Consider the following 22,195-nt stretch of genomic DNA (forward strand, 5'->3'; position numbering starts at 1 on the left):
CTTTTTTGCAACGGATGGAAAAGCGAGTCGGTCATAAAACCGGAATCGACTCGCGGCTGTCATTTTAGCTTAATAATGCGGGGGCACGGGCTCGGCGGACGGTCAGGGATACCGCCGGGAACCTGAGCAGAAAGCTCAAAGGGGAAGAAAAGATGCGTAATAACCTGTTTCTGGGCGTAGCTGCGGCTGCGCTCATCATGCCGATTGCGGCGACAGCGCAGGAAACCACGTCGACGATTCGCGGCACGGTCACCGCGAATGGCGCGCCGGTGGCCGGCGCGACCGTGACGATCGTGAACGTACCGTCCGGCACGACCGCTTCGACCAACACCGACGCCGGCGGCAGCTTCAACGCGTCGGGCCTGCGCGTCGGCGGACCTTTCACGGTCACCGTGAAGGCCAGCGGCTATCCGCAGACGAGCGTGACCGACATCTTCACCGTCGTGGCTCAGGCATATGATCTGCCGATCGAGCTGGCTCCCGCCGCGGGCGCGGACTCCACCGCCGATGTCGTCGTGACCGCGTCGCGCCTGCCGAACGCACGCACCGTGAGCCAAGGCCCGGCGACCGTCCTTTCCGCCGCACAGATCGCGTCGGTGGCCTCGGTCAATCGCGACATCCGCGATCTGATGCGTCGCGATCCGTTCGCGCGCCTCGACTATTCGGATGGCAATGGCCGCGCCGTAAGCTTCGCGGGTCAGAATGCACGCTTCAACCGTTTCTCGGTCGATGGTGTTCCCGTCACCGACAACTTCGGCATCAATCCGGACGGCCTGCCCACGCGCCGTTCGCCGGTTCCGCTGGACGCAATCGGGCAGTTCCAGACCAAGGTTGCGCCCTATGACGTGCGCGAGGGCAATTTCCAGGGCGGCGCGATCAATGCGATCCTCAAATCCGGCACCAACGAATTCCACGGCACCGGCTTCTATGCCCGCTCGTCCGACGGTCTGACCGGCACCAAGACCAAGGCCGGCCCCGGCGTCCCGACCGGTGTCGTCACGCTGCCGAAGTTCAAATACGAGAATTATGGCGCCGAAATCTCCGGCCCGATCATCAAGGACAAGCTGTTCTTCATGGTCGCTGGCGAGCGCATCCGCGCTGGCACGCCGATCGCTGAGGGCACCCCTAGCAACAACGCCGGCACGGTGATCCCGAACATCACCGACGCGCAGGTGCAGCAGATCCAGCAGATCGCGCAGTCGAAATATGGATATAACACCGGCGGAATTCTGAACAATTCAAAGGATTCCGACGACCGCCTCGTCGCGAAGATCGACGCCAACCTGTCCGATCGCCAGCGCGCTTCGTTGACCTATATCTACACCAAGGACTCGATCCAGTTCGGCAATAACACGAACGTCGGGCCGGCCTCCGCCACTGCCAATCAGCCGGGTCTTGGGCTCGAATCCAACGGCTATATCGCGTCCAATCGCCTCCACACAGGCGTGTTCCAGCTGAACTCGGACTGGAGCGATGAGTTCTCGACCGAGGTTCGCGCATTCTACAAGGACTATAAGCGCGGCCAGGATCCGATCCTGGGTCGCGGCTTCGGCCAGTTCCAGGTGTGTACTGCACCGACATCCGATCGCGGAAACTTCGGCGCTGGCTCCACCAATCCCAGCAGCAGCTGAACGGGCAACGACCTGTCCACCAATTGTCAGCCGGGTTACGGAACGGTTTCGTTTGGCCCCGATATCTCGCGCCAGTCGAACCAGCTGACCAGCAAGACCTGGGGCGGTCTTGTCCAGGCACGCCTCACCAGGAACGATCATGATCTGCGCATCTTCAGCGAAGTGCAGAGCACGTCGATCTTCAATCTTTTCGTACAGCGCTCGGCGGGCGATTATTACTTTGACTCGATCGCCGATCTCCAGGCCGGCAATGCGCAGCGCCTGCGCTACACGAACGCTGTCCCCAGCCTGAACCCGGCCTATGCTGCCGCGCAGTTCAAATATCAGTCGCTCGCTTTTGGCGTGCAGGACATCTGGCGTGTCAGCGACATTTTCACGCTGTCATATGGCGCGCGTTATGATCTGTACGCCGGTGACAGCCGTCCGGCGCTCAACACCAATTTCGTGAGCCGCTTCGGCTTCCCGAACACCGCATATATCTCGGGCCGCGGCGTGTTCCAGCCGCGTATCGGCTTCGATTTCAAGCCGGCGACGGGCGTCACCGTGCGCGGCGGCGTAGGCATTTTCTCGGGCGGCTCGCCGGACGTTTATGTGTCCAACAGCTTCTCGAACACCGGTTTCCTGTCGAACAGCATCGATGTTCGACAGAACAACAACGGAACGAGCTATATCGTGCCCGGCCAGACCGGCGCGGCGGCCAACGCGACCGGCAGCGCGATCCTGACCGGTGTGAACGGAACGACAATCCCGTCGGCCGCTAACACCGTTCTGGCGGGCGGCAGCTCGTCGGCCACCGCGCCTACCAATGCGCTGGCACCGAACTTCAAGCTGCCGTCGCAGTGGCGCGCGACCTTGTCGGCGGATTACGACAGCGATCTGGGCGGGTTCCTGGGCGGTGGTTGGCACTTCGGCGCGGACCTGCTGTATTCCAAGGTTCGCGACCAGGTGTATTTCACCGACATTCGTTCGGTCCCGACCGCGCTTACCACCCCGGACGGTCGCACACGCTACGCCTCACTCACCACGTTTGCCGATACGAACCAGGATATCCTGCTGACCAATACCAGCAAGGGTCGTGGCTACATCGCGGTGGCGCGGTTCGAGAAGAACTTCGATATCGGCGTAAATATCGGGGCGAGCTACACCTACCAGAACGTCAAGGATGCGACGCCGGCGACATCCTCGACCGCAGGCTCGAACTACGGCAACGGCGCTTTCTTCGACGCAAGCGGCGCGGCCTACGGCGTTTCGAACGACGAAGTTCGTCACTTCATCAAGTATAACGTGACGTTCGATCACGCCTTCTTCGGTGATTACAAGACGGTGTTCTCGATCTTCGGCGAAACCCGCATCGGCAAGCCTTACAGCTATACGATGCAGGATATCTCCTCCGGTCGCAGCGCGATCTTCGGCAACGTCGGGACGGGCAGCCGTTACCTGCTCTATGTGCCCACCTCCACGACAGACGCGCTCGTGTCATACGATAGCGCGACCACGCAGACCTATCTCGACAATCTTATCAAAAGCACGGGGCTCGGAAAGTATCGCGGCAAGATCGCGCCGCGGAACGGCTTCAATTCGCCATGGTTCACCCGCGTCGATCTGCATCTGTCGCAGGAAGTGCCGACCGGCTTCGGCAACAGCCGCATCATGCTGTTCGCGGACATCGAGAATTTCACGAACCTGCTCAACAAGAACTGGGGCCAGGTTCGCGAATATTCGTTCCCGTACACGATCCCGGCGGTGCGGGTGCAATGCTTGCAGACTGCCGTCGCAACGGGCACAGCGCCCACTGCGGCGCAGGTGACGGGCACCACCTCGCAGGCCTGCACACAATATCGCTACAGCTCACCAAGCGTGACGCCGGATCAGCAGAATGTGATCTCCTCGCGTCCATCGCTGTACACGATCCGCATCGGCGCGCGCTTCACCTTCTAAGCGTCCTCGGTTCGTAACGCCTTCGGGGCCGTCGTTTCTTCCGGGAAACGGCGGCCCTCTTGTTTTGCACCCTGGCGGCGGGGCGTGTAAGGCTACGGCGATGGCGAGCACCCTATCCGCCCCGGGCACCACGCAAACGCCCGCGCCCGGCGCAACCGTTCCGGCCCGGTTTCCCGCAACGATCGTGCGCACCCCGACGATGTTCGCGCGCCCCTTCTTTGAGGACAAGGCGCGGGCCTTCTGGTTTCTTCAGGCGGCGGGCTGGTCGGGCTATCTGATCCTGCGCACCGTATCGAGCATCTCGAACGGTTTCACGCTGCAAGGTGTCGTCACCAACATCGTCGAGACGATCGTCGGCTATTGCATCACCCTGCTTCTCTCGACGCTCTACGGCTATTACCGCAGCTTCCCCCGCCTCGCCGGCATCATCCTTTCGCTTCTGACGCTGGGCGCGGCGACCTTCCTGTATTCGCTGCTCGACACTTTTTCGTTCAGCTTCATCAAGTTCGCCGCGCCGGGCATCGATGTTAAGCTCCTGATCGGCGCGCTGTTCCTCAATTTCACGGTGCTGGCCGGCTGGTCGGCGCTGTATTTCGGGATCAATTTTTATCTGATCGTCGAGGAACAGATCGATCAGATGCAGCATCTGGAAACCCAGGCGTCGTCGGCTCAGCTAGCGATGCTGCGTTACCAGCTCAACCCGCATTTTTTGTTCAACACGCTCAATTCGATCTCCACGCTCGTACTGCTGAAACAGACCGAGCGTGCCAACGCGATGCTCTCGCGCCTCGCTTCGTTCCTGCGCTATACGCTGGCCAACGAGCCGACAGCACATGTCACGCTTGCGCAGGAGGTCGAAACGCTGAAGCTCTATCTCGAGATCGAGAAGATGCGCTTCGAGGATCGGCTGCAGCCGAAATTCGATATCGATCCGGCCGCCGAAAAGGCTCATCTGCCCTCGCTGCTACTGCAGCCGCTGGTCGAAAATGCGATCAAATATGCAGTCACGCCGCAGGAGGAAGGCGCCGAAATTCGTATAACGGCGCGGCTCGCCGGGGATCGCGTGCAGATCACCGTATCCGATACCGGGCCGGGCTTGCAGGGAACTAAAAATCGACCAAGCCTTTCAACCGGCGTCGGCATCGCCAATATCAGAGAACGTCTGGCGCAGGCCTATGGGGCGGATCATCGTTTCGAGATCCAGGCCATGCCGCTGGGTGGGTTCGGGGTAGATATCGAGATCCCGTTCCAGCTTGAGTGAGTCAACAGGGGTGTGGAGAAATAAAGGCGTCGCGCCGAAACGAGTGAATTGGGCGCGACGGACGTTTTGGAGAATACCAGGAAAATGACCATCCGCACCATATTGGTCGACGACGAGCCCTTGGCGATCCAGGGACTGGAACTGCGACTTCAGGCGCACGATGATGTTGAGATCATCGCCAAGTGCCAGAACGGTCGCGAGGCGATCAGCGCTATCAAGACCCACAAGCCCGACCTGGTCTTTCTCGATATCCAGATGCCCGGTTTCGATGGTTTTTCCGTCGTCCAAGGTCTGATGGAGGTGGAACCGCCGCTGTTCGTGTTCGTGACCGCCTATTCGGATCACGCGCTGCGCGCGTTCGAGGCGCAGGCGGTGGATTATCTTATGAAACCGGTCGAGGAGGCGCGTCTGGCCGACACGCTCGATCGCGTGCGCCAGCGCATCGCCGAAAAGAAAGGCGCGGAGGAAAGCGAGAAGCTAAAGGAAGCTCTGGCGGAGCATGCGCCGGAAGCTGCCGCGGAAATGGCCAGCGACGATGCCGATCACGTCAATGCCAACCGTTTTGAAAAGCTTATCAACATCAAGGATCGCGGGCAGATATTCCGCGTCGATGTCGATACGATCGAACTGATCGAAGCCGCCGGGGACTATATGGTCATCAAGACCGGGGACAATTCGCTGGTGCTGCGCGAAACGATGAAGGATCTGGAAAAGCGCCTCGATCCGCGACGTTTCCAGCGCGTTCACCGCTCGACCATCGTCAACCTTGATCTGGTCAAGCAGGTGAGGCCGCACACAAACGGGGAATGCTTCCTCGTCCTCGAGTCCGGGTCTCAGGTAAAGGTTAGCCGCTCTTATCGCGACGTGGTGGCCCGCTTCGTTCATTGAGTTCTTCCTGATGTGCGCGCGCTTGCTGGCGGGATCGCACCTGCTCTGCTAGGCGCGCGCGCATGCTCACTCTCAACGCAATCACCGTCCGTCTCGGCGGGCGCGCGATCCTCGACGGCGCCAGCGCCTCGCTGCCGCCTGGGAGCCGTGTCGGTCTGATCGGCCGTAACGGCGCCGGGAAATCGACGCTGGTAAAGGCGATCGCCGGCATGCTCGATCCCGATGCCGGCTCGATAGACATGCCGCGCGGCGCGCGCGTCGGCTATATCGCGCAGGAGGCGCCCGCCGGGCAAGCGACGCCGTTCGAGGCGGTGCTGGCCGCCGACACCGAGCGCGCCGCGCTGATGGATGAGGCGGATACGGCGACTGATCCCGACCGCATCGGCGAAATCCACGAACGGTTGATTGCGATTGACGCCCATGCCGCTCCGGCCCGAGCGGCTCGCATTCTGGTAGGCCTCGGCTTCGACGAAGCAGCCCAGGGACGACCGCTTGACAGCTTCTCAGGTGGCTGGCGAATGCGCGTGGCGCTGGCTGCGTTGCTATTCTCCCAGCCTGACCTTCTTCTGCTGGACGAGCCATCGAACCATCTCGATCTGGAGGCGGTGATGTGGCTGGAGGATTTCCTCAAATCCTATCGCGCGACGATCGTTGTAGTCAGCCACGAGCGTGATTTCCTGAACAATGTCGTCGATCACATCCTGCATCTGCAGGGTGGCAAGACGACGCTCTACCCTGGCGGCTATGATGCATTCGAGCGCCAGCGGGCCGAGCGGATGGCGCAGCTTGCGGCAGCACGCGCCAATCAGGAAGTGCAGCGCGAAAAACTGCAGGATTATATCGCCCGCAATTCCGCGCGTGCCTCTACCGCCAAACAGGCGCAAAGCCGCGCCAAGATGCTGGCGAAGCTTCAGCCGATCGCGGAGGTCGCGAACGATCCCACCTTGTCGTTTGACTTCCCCGATCCCGAGCCGCTGCGACCGCCGCTCATCACGCTCGATCACGCCGCCGTCGGCTATGGCGAGACCCCGATATTGAAGCGGCTGAGCCTGCGGCTCGATCCCGATGACCGTATCGCGTTGCTCGGCCGCAACGGCAACGGCAAGACGACTCTTGCCCGCCTGATCGCGGCGCAATTGACGCCGATGGAAGGCGACATGGCCGCCTCCGCGCGGATGAAGGTGGGCTATTTCACCCAATACCAGGTGGAGGAACTGGACGCCGACGACACCCCGCTCGCGCATATGACCCGGGTGATGCGCAACGCGACACCCGCTGCCGTGCGCGCACAGCTTGGCCGGTTCGGATTCTCTGGCGACCGCGCGACGGGCAAGGTGGGCAAGATGTCGGGCGGCGAAAAGGCGCGCCTCGCGCTGGCGCTTATAACCCGCGATGCGCCACATCTGCTGATCTTGGACGAGCCCACCAACCACTTGGACGTTGATGCTCGCGAGGCGCTGGTGCAGGCGCTCGCCGGCTATAAAGGCGCCGTCCTGATCGTCAGCCACGATCGTCACATGGTGGAGCTTACTGCTGACCGGCTTGTGCTGGTCGATGGCGGCACGGCGACCGAATTCGATGGAAGCCTCGACGATTATGTATCGCTCGTGCTGGCGAAGGAGCCAAAGACGGAAAGCGCGAAAGCTAACCGGAAGGACGAGCGCCGCGCCGCAGCGGAAAAGCGCGAGGCGGCAAAAGCGCTCCGCAAGGCGGCCACGGATGCGGAGACGGAGCTGGGCAAACTTACCGCTCAGCGCTCGGCGATCGATCACGCGATGTTCGATCCCTCCGGCGCCGATGCCGCGCTGGCCAAACTGACGATGACCGAGTTGATGCGGCGACGCGCCGAGCTCACCGAACGAATTGACGCCGCCGAGGCGCGCTGGCTGGAGGCAAGCGAGGCACTCGAGGCCGCCTAGGCAGCGTTTCGACGGATCAGTTTATCGGGCGTACCCCAAGGACTTTTGCTTCCTGGTGATAACGAGCCTGTGCGCCGTTTTGCGCCGCGCCGGGATTGCCCGCTCGTCGCGCTCGCGGCACGCGTGCTCAGATCAGGCTTCGTCGCCGCCGGGTTCCGCCGGGCGCTCGAACCAGGCCTCGACCGGCCCTGAGAGCTTGATAGTCAGGGGACGGCCGTGTCGATCGACCTTCTTTCCCAGCGCGACGCGGACCCAGCCTTCGGAAATCGAATATTCCTCGACATCCTTGCGCTCTACACCCTTGAAACGGATGCCGACGCCACGTTCAAGCGCCTCCTGAAGGAAATGCGGGCTGCGGGGATCGATCGAAAGGTGGTCGGGGGGAGTATCGCTCATGGGCGGGCCGCTTAGCGGATCATTGCGCGACAACCAATGCAAAAACGGCGCGGGCCTTAACCCGCGCCGTTCCTGCGTGACCTCGTCAGACTGCGCCGATCAACGACAGACGCGTACCGGCACATCGCGACCCCAGTAAGGATCGAAGCGATAGCTGGTCCAGCAGCGCGGATAATATGGACGATAATCGTCATAATAATAGGCGCGCGGCGGCGGCGCGTAATAGCCACGATCATAATAGCCACGATCGTAATAATAGCCCGGCCGGTTATTGGAAGCGATCGCGGCTCCGATGCCCAGGCCAACGATGCCGCCGACAAGCGCCGCACCCGCTGCATTGCCGCCACCATGGTAGCGATGATAACCGCCCCAGCCGCCGCCCCAGCGCTGCGCATCCGCCGGTGCCGCAGAAACCGACGCCGTCGCGGCCAGCGCGGCGCCGAGTCCTGCCTTTTTCAGAAAGCTGTTCATCTCGAACCTCCATACTCTTTACATCGGTCCGCCTGACCAACGCACGATGGTGCGACCGTGTTGCGTTTGCTACGCGAGTCGGGCTGAATGGGGCCGGAATAAGGTATTCACCAACGGTTTAGGTGCGCGACGATGGCAAATTGGCTGCTGAAATCCGAGCCTGACAGTTACGCGTGGAACGATCTGGTTCGAGACGGGGGCACCGAATGGGATGGCGTGCGCAATAACGCCGCTGCCGCGCACCTTCGCTCGATGCAGCCGGGTGATAAGGCGCTGGTCTATCACAGCGGCAAGGATAAGGCGGCGGTCGGCATCGCGGAGGTGACGCGCGGCCCTCGCAAGGATGGAGACGAAGGCCATTGGGTGTCGGTCGCTATCAAGCCGCTCGCCCCCCTCCCCGCCCCTGTATCGCTCGCCGCCATGAAAGCTGAGCCCGCGCTCGCGGCATTGCCGATGCTTCGGCAGTCGCGGCTGTCCGTATCTCCCGTCGGGGATAAGGAATGGTCTACGATCATCGCGATGGCGGCGCGGTAATCACTCGCCCGGCGCCATCGGTTTTTCATCATTCGGACACAATACGAGCCTAGCGGCGGGCTCAACGGGCGGACACCAGCACGAGTCGGATGAGCGCGACCAAATGCCCTACCGGGAGTGGGCATGGCCACGACCCCCGTCTCCCGATCCACCCGGGAAACATAATCAAAGAGGGAACCACCGTGTCCATTCGTCACCGTTTTCGCCCCGCGCTGCTCGCGGGCGTGACCGCCGGCCTTGCCATTTTCGCCACTCCCGCGAATGCCCAGGCCGTCGATAACGTCGCCCCTGCCGCCTCGGATAGCGAGGGATTGAGCGACATCGTCGTCACGGCCGAGCGACGCAGCGAAAACCTTCAGCGCGTACCGGTCTCCGTGGCCGCCGTCAGCGGCACGGACCTGCGGACCTTTCAGTCCGCCGGCGAAGACATCCTGGCGCTCTCTGGCCGCGTACCCAGCCTTTATATCGAGACGACGACCGGCCGGATCTTCCCGCGCTTCTACATCCGCGGCCTCGGCAACGTCGATTTCTACCTCGGCGCATCGCAACCGGTATCGATCATCCAGGACGATGTGGTGCTGGAGCACGTCGTGCTGAAGTCCAACCCGGTCTACGACGTGGCGCAGGTCGAAGTGTTGCGCGGCCCGCAGGGCTCGCTGTTCGGCCGCAATACAACCGCCGGCATCATCAAGTTCGACACGAACAAGCCGACGATGGACTGGGAAGGTCGGGGCTCCGCCTCATGGGGCACGTACAACACGGTTTCGGCGGACGTGGGCCTCGGCGGGCCGATTATCGCGGACAAGCTCGCCTTCCGCGTCTCTGGCCTATGGCAGCACCGCGACAACTGGGTCAGCAACAACTACACCGGCTCCAGCGCGGACGGCACCAAGGGCGGCAAGGATGTGATGGGCGGCTTCAACGACCGCAACGCCCGCCTTCAATTGCTGTTCACCCCGTCCGACAGTTTCTCGGTCGATGTCTCGGGCCATGTCCGCGACTATGACGGCACGTCGACCCTGTTCCACCGCGCCGCGCTCAGGAAGGGCTCGAACAACGTCCAGGCCGAGCCGCGCGATGTGGTTTCCTATGACGAAGCCGCGAACAATCCGCAGGCCTACAAGACGCAGGGCGCCTCCGTTCGCGCAGCGTGGAATTTCGGCGGCGCGACGCTGACCTCGATAACCGCCTATGAGCACTCCTCGGGCTATAGCCGTGGCGATACGGACGGCGGCGCTGCCGCGAACTATCCGTTCAACGGCAACCCCAACGGCTTTGGGCAGAGTGAAGGTTATCTGCGCGGGCTGGACCAGTGGACGCAGGAATTGCGACTCGCCTCCAGTGGCAACTCGCCCTTCAAATGGCAGTTCGGCGGCTTCTACTTCGACAGTCGCGACATTACCGACTTCTACCAGCGGACCTATTTCCTTACGCCACCCGCCAACAACCCGAACAACTGGGTCCGTCTGCGCGACGTTAACACGTCATGGGCGGTGTTCGGTCAGGCCAGCTATACGATCGACAAGCTGACGCTGACCGCCGGCGCGCGTTACACAGAGGATCGCAAACGCACCGCCCTGATCAAGCCCGTGTTCGACCCGACCGGGACGGTTGACCAGTTCAAGCGGTTCAACCCGACCGCGCCGACTGATGTGCGGCTTGTCGGCAAGGAACCGAGCTGGGACATCTCGGCGCTGTACGCGATCGATCCGTCCGTTAACCTTTATGCCCGAGTGGCACGCGGTTTCCGTGGCCCGACGATCCAGGGGCGTTCGGCGGTATTCAACTCGCCGTTCACCACCGCTGATTCAGAGACGATCATGTCGTACGAAGCGGGCTTCAAATCGCAGCCAACGTCCAACCTGCGCTTCAACGCCACCGCCTTTGCCTACACCGTCAAGAATATCCAGCTGAACGGTAACGACAGCAACGGATCGGGCGTGTTGTTCAATGCCAATCATGCGAATGCCTATGGCATCGAGGCGGAGGCGGAGTGGCGGCCGATCCGCAACATCACCTTCACCCTGGGCGGCAGCGCGCTGCATTCCAAGATCAAGGATCCCAACGCCTATGCGCAGGTTTGCAGCCTCAACGGCGTAATGGTCTGCACGGTGCTCAACCCGATCGCCTTCACAAAGGGCAGCGGCACGGGCACGACCTATTTCGCCTCGATCAACGGCAACCCGCTCCCCAATGCCCCGACGTTCAATATCGACGGCGCGGTGCGGTATGACATCCCGCTCGGCAATGGCGGCAACTTCTTCGTGGGAGCCGACGCCAACGTACAAGGCTACACGAATTTCGTGCTTTACCGGACGAGGGAATTCTATTCGAACGGCAATCTCGAACTCGGTCTGAAGGCTGGCTTCACCACGCCGGACAAGAAGTATGAGATCGCCGCGTTCGCGCGCAACGTCACCAACGAGCAAAACCTCAAGGGTGTTATCGAAAATTATATGGCCGCGGTATTCAACGAGCCGCGCGTCATCGGCGTCTCGGTATCAGGCAAGTTCAACTGATCGTCAGCCGGGGCGGATCGCCGAGCGACCCGCCCCGGTTTGATTGGCCCGGCAAAACGAAAAGGGCGGGATGGCATCAGCCAACCCGCCCTTTTTCTAATCCGCTGTTCCGGCCGAAGCCGAACCGTCAGGCCGCCTGTTTGGCACGCGACGCACGCTTGCGCTCGTGCGGATCGAGGTGCCGCTTGCGCAGGCGGATCGACTTGGGCGTCACCTCCACCATCTCGTCATCGTCGATATAGGCGATGGCCTGTTCGAGCGTCATCTTCTTCGGCGGGGTCAGGCGGATCGCATCGTCCTTGCCGCCGCTAGCGCGGAAGTTGGTGAGCTGCTTCGCCTTCATGGGATTGACCTCGAGGTCATCCGTCTTGGCGTTCTCGCCGATGATCATGCCTTCATAAAGCGCCTCGCCATGGCCGACGAAGAGAATGCCGCGCTCCTCAAGCGGGCCGAGGGCATAGGAATTGGCCTCACCGGCGCCGTTCGAGATAAGCACGCCGTTCTTGCGGCCCTCGATCTTCCCCCTGTGCGGACCATATTTCTCAAACAGCCGGTTCATGATGCCTGTTCCACGCGTGTCCGACAGGAACTCGCCGTGATAGCCGATCATCCCGCGCGACGGGGCGGAGAAGGTGATACGGGTCTTGCCACCACCCGACGGGCGCATGTCGGTCATCTCGGCTTTGCGCAGGTTCATTTTCTCGACGACCGTGCCCGAATATTCGTCGTCCACGTCGATGATGACGATCTCGTACGGCTCGGTCTTGTTGCCGGCCTCATCCTCGCTGAACAGCACCCGCGGGCGGCTGATGCCGAGCTCGAAGCCTTCGCGTCGCATCGTCTCGATCAGCACGCCAAGCTGAAGCTCCCCGCGCCCGGCGACTTCGTAGCTGTCGCGGTCGGCGGCCTCGGTCACCTTGATCGCGACGTTCGACTCCGCTTCACGAAACAGGCGATCACGGATCATCCGCGACGTCACCTTGCTGCCCTCGCGCCCCGCCATCGGCGAATCGTTCACCGCGAAGCGCATTGACAGGGTCGGCGGATCGATCGGCTGCGCATGGAGCGGTTCGGATACGCTGGTATCGGCGATCGTATTGGAAACGGTTGCAACAGTCAGGCCGGCCATCGAGATAATGTCGCCAGCCCTCGCCTCGTCAACCGGCACGCGATCAAGACCGCGGAACGACATGATCTTGGATGCACGACCCGTTTCAACGATCTTGCCATCGTTATCGAGCGCATGGATCGGCTGATTGAGCTTCACCGTGCCCGAATTCACCCTGCCGGTAAGGATCCGACCGAGGAAATTGTCGCGATCGAGCAACGTCACCAGGAACGTGAAAGGTGCGTTCTCGTCAAGGTTGGGCGGTGGGACGTGGCTGACGATGGTCTCGAACATCGGGGTCAGCGTGCCTTCACGGGCATGCATGTCAGTGGAGGCGTAGCCGTTGCGGCCCGAGGCATAGAGCACGGGAAAATCAAGCTGCTCGTCGGTCGCGTCCAGCGTCACGAACAGATCGAAGACTTCGTCGAGCACTTCCTGGATGCGCGCGTCGCTGCGGTCGACCTTGTTGACCACAACGATCGGGCGGAGACCAAGCGCCAGCGCCTTGCCGGTTACGAACTTCGTCTGCGGCATCGCCCCCTCGGCCGAATCGACCAGCAGGATCACGCCATCGACCATCGACAGGATGCGCTCCACCTCGCCGCCGAAATCGGCGTGTCCGGGCGTATCAACGATGTTGATACGGATCCCCTCCCAGTCGATCGAGGTGGGCTTCGCAAGGATCGTGATGCCACGTTCCTTTTCCAGATCGTTCGAATCCATCGCGCGCTCCTCGACGCGCTGATTGTCTCGAAACGTGCCAGACTGGCGGAAAAGCTGGTCCACAAGGGTGGTTTTGCCATGATCGACGTGCGCGATGATGGCGATATTGCGCAGATTCATCGTAATTCCTGGAATGGCCGCAAAGCACGCGGCGTTGTGCGCGCCGATAGCGCATCTGCTGCATTGCGGCTAGACCCAGCGCGAATGACTGTTTCATGGAGAGCCCGAAGATGCCAAGCTCGCTTCTGCCGTTACTCTTGGTGCTCGCGCAAGGCGCGCCGGTTGCGGTGAACAACTCCGTCGCCTGCCCCGGTCCCGCTGCTCCGCCCGCGGGCATGTCGGGATGGTCGCGCACCATCCAGATCGCCAGCGTACTGCGCCCGCGCGACACGACGAAGGCGCTGATCCCGACAGGATCGCGCGCGCTGACCGGGCTGTTTCCCGTGGCGCAGGTCAATTACGCCGTCCCGCCGGCCAAGCTCCCCCAAGGAGGCGCCAACGGCGGATTGCTAGGATTTTTCGCCACGAAGGCCGGGCGCTATCGCGTCGCGCTGGGCGGATCTGCCTGGGTGGATGTGGTCCGGGACGGCAAATCGCTGCCATCCGTGGCGCACAGCCACGGCCCCGCATGCAGCGGCATCCGCAAGATGGTGGATTTCGATCTGAAGCCGGGGCGCTACCTGCTTCAGATCGCCGGGAGCGACGCGGCTGCGTTGGACGTGATGATATCGCCTGTCCCGAAATAATTTCAGTGCTTCGTCGTTATCGTTGAACCGATCCACAAGCGTGTTACATATGCAATACAGTTGAATGCGGTGCGCAGGCAGGCCATGCTCTTGCACCGCTGGAGGAAAAGATGGCGACGACACCCGAGACGACCAACGCAGAGCCTGCGCTGAAGCTGACGCCGCCCGATCCCGTACCGACGGTCGCGACCGCGCAGGCGGCCGGCCTCGTCCCGGTCGATGACGGCACCAAATCGAAGCTCGAGGAGCGGGTCGATCATTTCGTCGATCAACTGGTGGCGCAGGATGCGAACTCGCCCGAATTCGGCAAGCGTGTCGATGCTATTACCGCAATGGGAGCAAAGGAGATCCGCGACGCGGCCGGCCAGTCAAACCGGTTTCTCGATCGCCCTGTGCGCGCAATGGATCAAGAAACCGGCGTGGGCAAGGATCTCGCGCAGCTTCGCCGCGTAGTCGAGGATCTCGATCCAGGCCGAAAAGGCAATCTTACCGCGCCGCAGAAGCTGTTCGGGATCATCCCGTTCGGCAATAAGATGCGGAATTATTTTGATACCTACAAATCGAGCCAGACGCACATATCCTCGATCCTGCGCAGCCTCGCCTCCGGCAAGGACGAGCTATTGATGGACAATGCCGCGATCGATACCGAGCGAGCGAACCTGTGGTCGGCGATGGGCCGGCTGGAGCAGATGATCCACCTATCGAAGCTGATGGACAGCAGGCTCGAAGACAAGGCCAACCAGCTCGACGCTACCGACCCGGCCAAGGCGAAGGCGATTCGCGAAACCGCCTTGTTTTACGCCCGCCAGCGCACGCAGGATCTGCTAACGCAGATGGCGGTGACAGTGCAGGGATATCTCGCGCTCGATCTGGTCAAGAAGAACAACGTCGAGCTTATCAAGGGCGTCGATCGCGCGTCCACAACCACCGTATCGGCACTGCGCACGGCCGTCACCGTCGCGCAGGCGATGACCAATCAGAAACTGGTGCTGGATCAGATCACCCAGCTCAATACCACCACCGCGAACATCATCGACTCTACCGGCAAGCTGCTGCGTTCGAACACCGCGCGCATCCACGAGCAGGCGGCATCCTCCGCGATCCCGCTCGAAACCCTCCAGCGAGCGTTTCAGAACATCTATGACACGATGGACGCGATCGACACGTTCAAGATGAAGGCGCTCGATTCGATGAAAACGACCGTCGACACGCTCGGCCGCGAGGTCGAGAAGTCAAAGGGTTATATCGCTCGTGCCGAAGGAGCCGCGCAGAACCAGGTTTCGGCCCCGCAGGATAATTTCAAGCTGGAGTCGGTGTGAGCGACACTTCCGATCAGACGATCGCCGCCGCCCGCGCCGCTTATGAGCGCATCACGGGCGCGCGCTACGACGCCACCTATCTCACCCGTCGTCGCCGCAGCGCTGGCGCGAAGCGGCTCGGCAAGCGGTTGACCCGGATCGCGATCGCCGACGCAGCGATCCTGAGCGGCGCGTTCGTGATCGGCCTTATCGTTCCGCTCGGCATCATGGGCGCGACAGCGGTGATGGCGCTGTTGCTCGCGGTGACGGCGATGCTGGCGGTATGGCCGGCCGATGCACCGATCGCACCTGAACGGCTACGCCAGACGGATATCCGCGCGCTCCCGACGCAAACTGCGCGTTGGCTGGATTCTCAAAGGCCCGGCCTTCCCGCGCCCGCGGTATTGGTTACGGACAGGATCGGCGTGCGGCTGGATACGCTGGGCGCGCAGCTGGCCGCGCTCCATGAAGAGACACCAGCGACCGCCGAAATCCGCCGGCTGGTAGGCGAACAATTGCCCGAATTCGTTCGCGACTACCAGCGCGTTCCCCGTGCGCTTCGTGCTACACCGCGCAACGGGAAGACGCCCGATCGCCAGTTAATTGACGGATTGGAGTTGATCGAGCGCGAGATCGGGCAAATGTCGGAGGAGCTGGCGCAGGGCGATCTCGATACGCTCGCGACCCGCGGCCGTTATCTGGAAATCAAGTATCGCGGAGAGGAATCCTAAGCCGACTCGCTTAACATCGTCACATATTTTCGTTAGCTAGCGCGCATGAACGAGCGTGTGCTGAGCTTCCAGGGTATCCACAACTTCCGCGATTATGGTGGCTATCACACGCCGTCCGGAAAGATTCGGGCCGGCTTATTGTGGCGATCGGGCCAGCATGGCGATGCGACCGCGGACGATCTCGATGGTGTGGCGTCGCTTCGGATCGCCACTATCATCGATCTGCGTGGGGATAGCGAGCGTCGCGTCGCGCCATGCCGCCGACATGGCGCGTTCGACGGTACTGTCCTGTTCGCGCCTGGCGAGACCGCTGGAAGCAAGCTTGCTCCTCATCAGCAGGCCGCGAAGGGGGTCGCAACAGCAGAAGAGGCTCGTGCAGCGATGCAGGAGCTTTACGTCTCGATGCCATATCGCGACGTACTGATCCGCACGCTGACCCTTTATTTTAAGGCGCTGGCCACGCGAGATGGCGCGAGCCTGCTCCACTGCCTGGCCGGAAAGGATCGCACGGGACTGGCGGCTGCATTGCTCCACAGCCTGCTCGGCGTGGGTGAGGACGATATCATGGCGGATTATCTGCTCACGAACACCGCCGGCAATCCCGAGCGCCGCATTGCCAGCGCCGCAGCGTCTATGCGCGCAAACTATGGTCAACAGATGACTGACGAGGCGATCATCGCGCTAATGTCGGTAGAGGCCGATTATCTCCACACCGCATTCGCCTCGATTCGGGAGCGGCACGGAAACATCCAAAACTATGCGGAGCAAGTGCTGGAGGTGGATGGCGCCCGGCGCGAAGCTATCGCGGCGCGCCTGATCGGCTGACGTCAGCCGAAAGCTATACCCCACAGCAGGACCGCGTTCAGCAGCACGATCAGGCCCGCCACTGACCAGGCAAGGGCGGCAAGCCAGCGCGGTGCGATATGTGCGCCCATGACAGTCGCGCTGCCGGTGAAGGCAACCAGCGGCACCACCGCGAACGGCAATTGCATGCTTAGAACCGCCTGGCTCAATAGCAGCAACCGCGTCGCGCCTTCATCGCCCATCGTCATCACGACCGCGATCGCCGGCAAGAGCGCCAGTCCGCGTGTCACCAGCCGCCGCGCCCATGCCGGCAGCCGCAGGTGAAGAAACCCTTCCATTACAATCTGGCCCGCCAGCGTTCCGGTGACAGTGGAATTCTGCCCGCTCGCCAACAGCGCGATGGCGAATACCGTGCTCGCTGCCCCCACGCCAAGCATCGGCGCGAGCAACCGGTGCGCGTCTGCGATTTCCGCTACGTCGGTGCGCCCGGCGACATGAAAGGTGGCCGCCGCCAGGATCAGGATGGCGGCATTTATGAAGAAGGCTAGCCCTAGCGAAACCGTCGAGTCCACCGTCGCCAAGCGGATCGCCTCGCGCCTGTCGCGCTCGCTCTGCCCGAACGCCCGCGTCTGCACGATGGCGGAATGGAGGTACAGGTTGTGGGGCATCACTGTCGCGCCCAGGATGCCGATCGCAATATACAGCATCGCGGGATTGCGGACGATTTCCGCAGTTGGCACCACGCCCCCCGCAGCCGCGCGCCAGTCCGGCCCCGCCCAGATAAGTTCCAGGGTGAAACAGCCGGCGATGATGATGAGCAATGCGGCGATAACCGCTTCCAACCGCCGGAATCCAAAACGCTGCAGCGCCAGGATTAGGAAAACGTCGAGCGCGGTCACGCACACGCCGGCGACCAGCGGCAGGCCAAACAGCAATTGCAGTGCGATCGCCGTACCCAGCACCTCGGCGAGATCGCACGCGATGATCGCGATCTCGCATAGCAGCCACAGCGCCAGCGCAACACCGCGAGGGTAATGCGCGCGGCAGGCCTGGGCGAGATCCATTCCCGCCCCGATACCCAACCGAGCGGCCAGCGCCTGAAGCACAATCGCCATCAGGTTCGACAGAAGCACGACGGAGAGCAGCGCGTAGCCAAAAGCAGAGCCACCCGCGATATCGGTCGCCCAGTTGCCCGGGTCCATGTAGCCGACCGCCACCAGCCAGCCCGGGCCAGTGAAGGCAAGCAGCTTACGCACGAAGCCTGCACCATGCGGCACGGTGATCGTGCCATGGCTTTCCGGCAGCGAGCGCCTGACGTCGATAGGGAGCCGGTTCATCCGCGCATCCATGCGGGAGGGTACGATGTGGTTCAACCGCGATTTGGCTATCGGAGGAGCGCACTTAAAAGCGGCCAGCCCGCGCGCTGCCCAAAGGCAGGTTTCCCTGATAGCGCGCCGTCTTCTCCCTTATTGTCGCTACGCAGCATACGGCGGACGGATCGGGCATCATCGCGCGCGCGCCACGTGTCGCACCGATGTGCGGCAAGCTCGCCACGATCGTCAGGCCGAGTACGCAAAGCCACGAGCGGGATATCAAGTATCCCGATCCTGCTCTGCGGTCGCGTCCGATGCGCAGCATCCAGATTCTTTACCGGCTTACAGATAACGGCAAGGAGTGGCGTGGCCAGATTTGTGATCCGCGTCGGGGCAAGACATTCAAGTCGACCGGCAGCCGCAACCCGATGGCTCGCTCAACGTGCAGGGTTGCGTCGCAATGTTCTGCCAGACGCAGGTTTGGAAACCCGCGCCCTCACCGGTCAGACGGGAGCGGCGTCCTTCCCAGCGCCGTAATGATGCCAGATGAAGATTGCAGCCGCACCGCGATACGGTCGCCAAGCCTCCGCCAACTCTCGCGTCAATTTCTCGCTAGGCCGAGTCTCATGGCCAAGGATCCGCCCTACTTCGATCTGCACGGCGAGATCGCCTGCCGGCCAGATATCGGGTCGCCCTTCAGCGAACAGCAGATAGATTTCGGCGGACCAGCGCCCGATCCCTTTCACACGAATGAGGTCTGCAATCGCCTCTTCATCGTCCGCCGGAAGGTTGGCGAGATCGAGACGGCAACTCAGCACCTCTTCCGCCAGGCTGCGGGCATAGCCCGATTTCTGTCGCGAGAAACCACAGGCGCGCAAATCCTCATCGCTGGCACGCGCGATGATTTTCGGATCTGTCGGATCACCGATCTGCGCCTCGAGCTTGCGCCACACCGCGTCCGCTGCCTTCACGCTCACCTGCTGCCCCACGATCGTCCGCAGCAAGGTGGCGTAACCGGGTGCGCGAATCCGCGGCTCCGGGTAGCCGACGCGGGCAAGAGCAGCGGCAAATCTCGGCTCGATCGAGCCAAGCGCGTCGATCGCTGAATGCAGCGCTTCCTTGTTCAGCCCCATTGCAGGCGCGCGCGAACGAAGGCATGGGTCGGGGAGAAATTCACGGAGAGCATGATGCCGAAGCTTATCGTCGTTACGCGGAATGGGGAAGAACGCGAGTTGGACGGCGATGCAGGCCTGTCTGTGATGGAAGTTATCCGCGACGGCGGCATCGATGAGATCCTAGCGCTGTGCGGCGGTTGCTGTAGCTGCGCCACCTGCCACGTACATGTCGACCCGGAATTTGCGGCCAAACTGCCGCCTATGAGTGAGGATGAGAACGACCTGCTCGATTCTTCCAGTGACCGGAACGAAACCTCGCGCCTGTCATGTCAGATCCCGTTCACCGATGCACTTGATGGACTGAAGATCCGCATCGCCGAAGAAGACTAAGCGGCGAAGCCGCGATAGTGCAGAAGCTTCAAAGGCGCGACTTCGCCGTATCGCGCCTTTGAAATTATCCCCGCACCGTCACCGCATAAAGCGCGATCGCGGCGGCATTGGACACGTTCAAGCTTTCCACTTTGGGGGAGATCGGCAGCTTTGCAAGCTGGTCGCAATGCGCCTCGGTATTCTGGCGCATCCCCTCGCCCTCCGCACCAAGTACGATCGCGATGCGCGCCTCGCCCATAGCTTGAGCCAGCGTCTGCGGGGCACGGCCGGTCAAGCCGATACGCCAAAAACCTGCTTCGGCAATCTCATCCAGTGCGCGAGCAAGGTTGACCACCCTCACCCATGGTACGGTTTCCAATGCCCCTGAGGCGGAGCGAGCCAGAACGCCGGATTCGGGCGGCGCGTGACGATCCTGCGTGATGATTCCAAGCGCATCGAACGCTGCGGCCGAGCGCATGATGGCACCAACATTGTGCGGATCAGTGACCTGATCGAGCACCACCAAAGGTCGGCGATCATCCTTCCCCCGCTCTAAGAGATCGCCCAGCCATATTTCCTCCAGCGGGTCGACCTCGGCTACCAGCCCTTGATGCGGTGCATCATTGGGCACCATCCGCCCGAGATCGGCGACATCAGCATAGACGACCGGCAACACCGGCGGCAGATCAAGCGCCGCAAGCGCTTCACGCGTTCCCCAGATCTTGCGCACCACGCGCTCCGGGTTCGCCAATGCAGCTATCACGGCGTGCCTGCCCCAGAATCGCGGGCGACCGCCGGAGGGCTGGGAAGGGCGGTGTCCGCGACGGGTCATCAATTGTTGTCCGGGTAAGCAAATGGATCGGTAACGACCGGCTTGGTCGGCAACGGTGAGCGCGGCAAGGGCTTTTCGGCATTGGCCGCGTTCAGCAGAAACGAGGCGAGGATCGTCGCCCCTTGTCGCATGTCGTCCGCCTTCAGATGGTCGTAGGTGTCGGCAGATGAATGGTGGGTGCGCGTCTCATAGTCCAGTGGATCCTGGATGAACTGAAAACCGGGCGCACCAACAGCCTGCATGAAGACGTGATCTGTGCCGTCGGTCGGCGCGACCGCCACCTGCGTCATCCCCATCGAGCGGAAGGGCGCCATCCAGTCGGCGAAGATTCGCGCCGCCGCTGGGTTGTTCTCGGCATAGATGCCGCGCAACTTTCCGGAACCGTTGTCGATATTGAAATAGCCGGCGAGCGCGTCGTAGCCCGGCTGCTTGTTGATCGGCCAGCGCTTCGGCCATTCATAGTAACGGCGTTCTCCCGTCAGCGGCGGATCGTTCGGCCCGCCGCGCGTGGCGAGGTTCTTTTCCACCCACGCCAGGCTGCCAAGCAGCGCCTGCTCTTCCCCGCTCCACAGCGCGAAGCGGATAGTGCGCTTTGGGCGCACGCCAATGGTGGAGAGTATTCGCGCAGCCTCCATTATCATCGCGGAGCCCGCGCCATTGTCTGTCGCTCCGTCCCCGGCGACCCAGCTGTCGAGATGCGCCCCGGCCATAACATAACCAGCCTTGGGACCGGTGCCGGGAATCTCTGCGAAAATGTTGTACGCTTTGACGTCGCTGTCGTCATAGTGCGTCACGCTGTCGATTTCGAGCGTCGGCGCGGCCGCGATCTTCGCAAGTCGCGCGAGTCGTCGATAATCCTCGGCAGCGATCTGCACGCCCGGCAGCGACGGCGATTTACCCGCCTCGAACATATAGCCCTCGCCGTGCAACAGCAGGCCATCGCGATACGAGATGGTGGCATATGCGAGAGCACCCTCTTCTTTCAGAAAGGCGTCGCGCTGCTTCTCGAAGTCGGAACGCTCCAGCGTCCGCTTGTCGGCTTCCGGGTCGTATTTAGCCTGCTCGAATTCGTCGAGCTTCGCCAGCTCATCACCAGTATAGCGATGGAATGGCGCCGTCGTACTCTCCGATCCGGCGCCGGGCTGGGAAACCAGCACAATCTTGCCACTGAGCTTTCCCCTGTATTGCGCGAAATCGCGTGCGCGCTGCATTGGCGCGACGAAAATCGGGGCACTGATCGTGCCCTTCGTCGGTGGAGTCCAGGCAATCGGGATCGCTGTAAGCTGGATCGGACGAGGCGAAACCATCCGCACACTGGATTTCTCGATCCACCAACCGCGGCCGAAAAGATATCCTTCCTTGTGAACGTTCTTCAGACCCCATTCGCGATACTTCTTCTGTGTCCATTCCTCCGCCGTACGCATAGCGGGCGAGTTTGTGAGGCGCGGGCCGATCACGTCACTCAGATGTTGAGCCGTCAGCATCACCTGAGAATGGCTTATGCCTTCGTCAATGATCCTGGCGATGTCTGCGTTATCGTGGGCTTGGACTGGCGTAGCGATAATAGCGGTCGCGGCGAGCAACAGATGGCGCATGTGC

19 protein-coding genes are annotated in these 22,195 nt (G+C 62.0%); 12 read left to right on the forward strand and 7 right to left on the reverse strand.

The features are described 5' to 3' along the window. The first annotated feature begins 152 nt into the window (after positions 1–152). The 5 genes from FFS35_RS20570 (at position 153) to FFS35_RS13540 (ending at position 7,637) form a co-directional block, all read left to right on the forward strand. A complete protein-coding gene (locus FFS35_RS20570) occupies positions 153–1,631 on the forward strand; it encodes a carboxypeptidase regulatory-like domain-containing protein (RefSeq protein WP_349290328.1) in 1,479 nt (492 codons plus the stop codon). Positions 1,632–1,793: 162 nt separating this feature from the next. Continuing rightward, positions 1,794–3,569: a TonB-dependent receptor gene (locus FFS35_RS20575; protein ID WP_349290329.1), complete on the forward strand. Its 1,776-nt coding sequence runs from the start codon at positions 1,794–1,796 to the stop codon at positions 3,567–3,569. Between the two features lie 199 nt (positions 3,570–3,768). After that, entirely contained in the window at positions 3,769–4,830 is a 1,062-nt protein-coding gene (locus tag FFS35_RS13530) for a histidine kinase (RefSeq protein WP_137787618.1), read from the forward strand. 84 nt (positions 4,831–4,914) lie between these two features. Next, positions 4,915–5,718: a LytTR family DNA-binding domain-containing protein gene (locus tag FFS35_RS13535; protein WP_137787619.1), complete on the forward strand. Its 804-nt coding sequence runs from the start codon at positions 4,915–4,917 to the stop codon at positions 5,716–5,718. 62 nt (positions 5,719–5,780) lie between these two features. After that, positions 5,781–7,637, forward strand: a complete 1,857-nt coding sequence (locus tag FFS35_RS13540) for an ABC-F family ATP-binding cassette domain-containing protein (RefSeq protein WP_137787620.1) — start codon at positions 5,781–5,783, stop codon at positions 7,635–7,637. Positions 7,638–7,769: 132 nt separating this feature from the next. Here the strand turns inward: FFS35_RS13540 and FFS35_RS13545 are convergent, their stop codons facing one another. Then, the gene (locus FFS35_RS13545; RefSeq protein ID WP_137787621.1) at positions 7,770–8,033 is read right to left on the reverse strand and encodes a DUF3297 family protein; all 264 of its coding nucleotides are present in this window, start codon (positions 8,031–8,033) and stop codon (positions 7,770–7,772) included. 99 nt (positions 8,034–8,132) lie between these two features. Beyond that, positions 8,133–8,504 carry a hypothetical protein gene (locus FFS35_RS13550; protein WP_137787622.1) on the reverse strand — a complete coding sequence of 124 codons (372 nt, stop codon included), beginning with the start codon at positions 8,502–8,504 and terminating at the stop codon, positions 8,133–8,135. Between the two features lie 132 nt (positions 8,505–8,636). On the opposite strand from FFS35_RS13550, the gene FFS35_RS13555 reads away from it, so the two are divergent. Next, positions 8,637–9,038, forward strand: a complete 402-nt coding sequence (locus tag FFS35_RS13555) for an EVE domain-containing protein (protein ID WP_137787623.1) — start codon at positions 8,637–8,639, stop codon at positions 9,036–9,038. 182 nt (positions 9,039–9,220) lie between these two features. After that, complete coding sequence (locus FFS35_RS13560) at positions 9,221–11,557, forward strand: TonB-dependent receptor (protein WP_249341637.1); 2,337 nt, start codon at positions 9,221–9,223, stop codon at positions 11,555–11,557. 127 nt (positions 11,558–11,684) lie between these two features. Here the strand turns inward: FFS35_RS13560 and typA are convergent, their stop codons facing one another. Continuing rightward, positions 11,685–13,508 carry a translational GTPase TypA gene (typA, locus tag FFS35_RS13565; protein WP_137787625.1) on the reverse strand — a complete coding sequence of 608 codons (1,824 nt, stop codon included), beginning with the start codon at positions 13,506–13,508 and terminating at the stop codon, positions 11,685–11,687. A 110-nt stretch (positions 13,509–13,618) separates the two neighbouring features. Here typA and FFS35_RS13570 point away from each other — a divergent pair, with 110 nt between their 5' ends. From FFS35_RS13570 to FFS35_RS13585, 4 genes are all read left to right on the forward strand, one after another. Beyond that, positions 13,619–14,134 (forward strand): hypothetical protein, encoded by a 516-nt coding sequence (locus FFS35_RS13570; protein ID WP_212742213.1) that lies wholly within the window; start codon positions 13,619–13,621, stop codon positions 14,132–14,134. Positions 14,135–14,244: 110 nt separating this feature from the next. Continuing rightward, positions 14,245–15,453 carry a toxic anion resistance protein gene (locus tag FFS35_RS13575; protein ID WP_137787626.1) on the forward strand — a complete coding sequence of 403 codons (1,209 nt, stop codon included), beginning with the start codon at positions 14,245–14,247 and terminating at the stop codon, positions 15,451–15,453. Next, the gene (locus FFS35_RS13580) at positions 15,450–16,163 is read left to right on the forward strand and encodes a hypothetical protein (protein WP_137787627.1); all 714 of its coding nucleotides are present in this window, start codon (positions 15,450–15,452) and stop codon (positions 16,161–16,163) included. Before FFS35_RS13575 ends, FFS35_RS13580 begins: the two co-directional genes overlap by 4 nt. A gap of 45 nt (positions 16,164–16,208) precedes the next feature. Next, positions 16,209–16,988: a tyrosine-protein phosphatase gene (locus FFS35_RS13585; RefSeq protein WP_137787628.1), complete on the forward strand. Its 780-nt coding sequence runs from the start codon at positions 16,209–16,211 to the stop codon at positions 16,986–16,988. A 2-nt stretch (positions 16,989–16,990) separates the two neighbouring features. Here the strand turns inward: FFS35_RS13585 and FFS35_RS13590 are convergent, their stop codons facing one another. Beyond that, complete coding sequence (locus FFS35_RS13590; protein ID WP_137787629.1) at positions 16,991–18,304, reverse strand: Nramp family divalent metal transporter; 1,314 nt, start codon at positions 18,302–18,304, stop codon at positions 16,991–16,993. 479 nt (positions 18,305–18,783) lie between these two features. Then, the gene (locus FFS35_RS13600) at positions 18,784–19,413 is read right to left on the reverse strand and encodes a DNA-3-methyladenine glycosylase (RefSeq protein ID WP_137787630.1); all 630 of its coding nucleotides are present in this window, start codon (positions 19,411–19,413) and stop codon (positions 18,784–18,786) included. Between the two features lie 54 nt (positions 19,414–19,467). On the opposite strand from FFS35_RS13600, the gene FFS35_RS13605 reads away from it, so the two are divergent. Then, complete coding sequence (locus FFS35_RS13605) at positions 19,468–19,785, forward strand: 2Fe-2S iron-sulfur cluster-binding protein (RefSeq protein WP_137787631.1); 318 nt, start codon at positions 19,468–19,470, stop codon at positions 19,783–19,785. Positions 19,786–19,849: 64 nt separating this feature from the next. On the opposite strand, the gene rlmB is transcribed toward FFS35_RS13605, so the two are convergent. Further along, a complete protein-coding gene (gene rlmB / locus FFS35_RS13610; protein ID WP_137787632.1) occupies positions 19,850–20,596 on the reverse strand; it encodes a 23S rRNA (guanosine(2251)-2'-O)-methyltransferase RlmB in 747 nt (248 codons plus the stop codon). Beyond that, positions 20,596–22,191 carry a M20/M25/M40 family metallo-hydrolase gene (locus FFS35_RS13615; RefSeq protein WP_137787633.1) on the reverse strand — a complete coding sequence of 532 codons (1,596 nt, stop codon included), beginning with the start codon at positions 22,189–22,191 and terminating at the stop codon, positions 20,596–20,598. The genes rlmB and FFS35_RS13615 overlap by 1 nt, the downstream gene beginning before the upstream one ends. Positions 22,192–22,195 lie beyond the last annotated feature (4 nt).

The organism is Sphingomonas sp. 3P27F8, from assembly GCF_005502745.1.
GTDB lineage: Bacteria > Pseudomonadota > Alphaproteobacteria > Sphingomonadales > Sphingomonadaceae > Sphingomonas.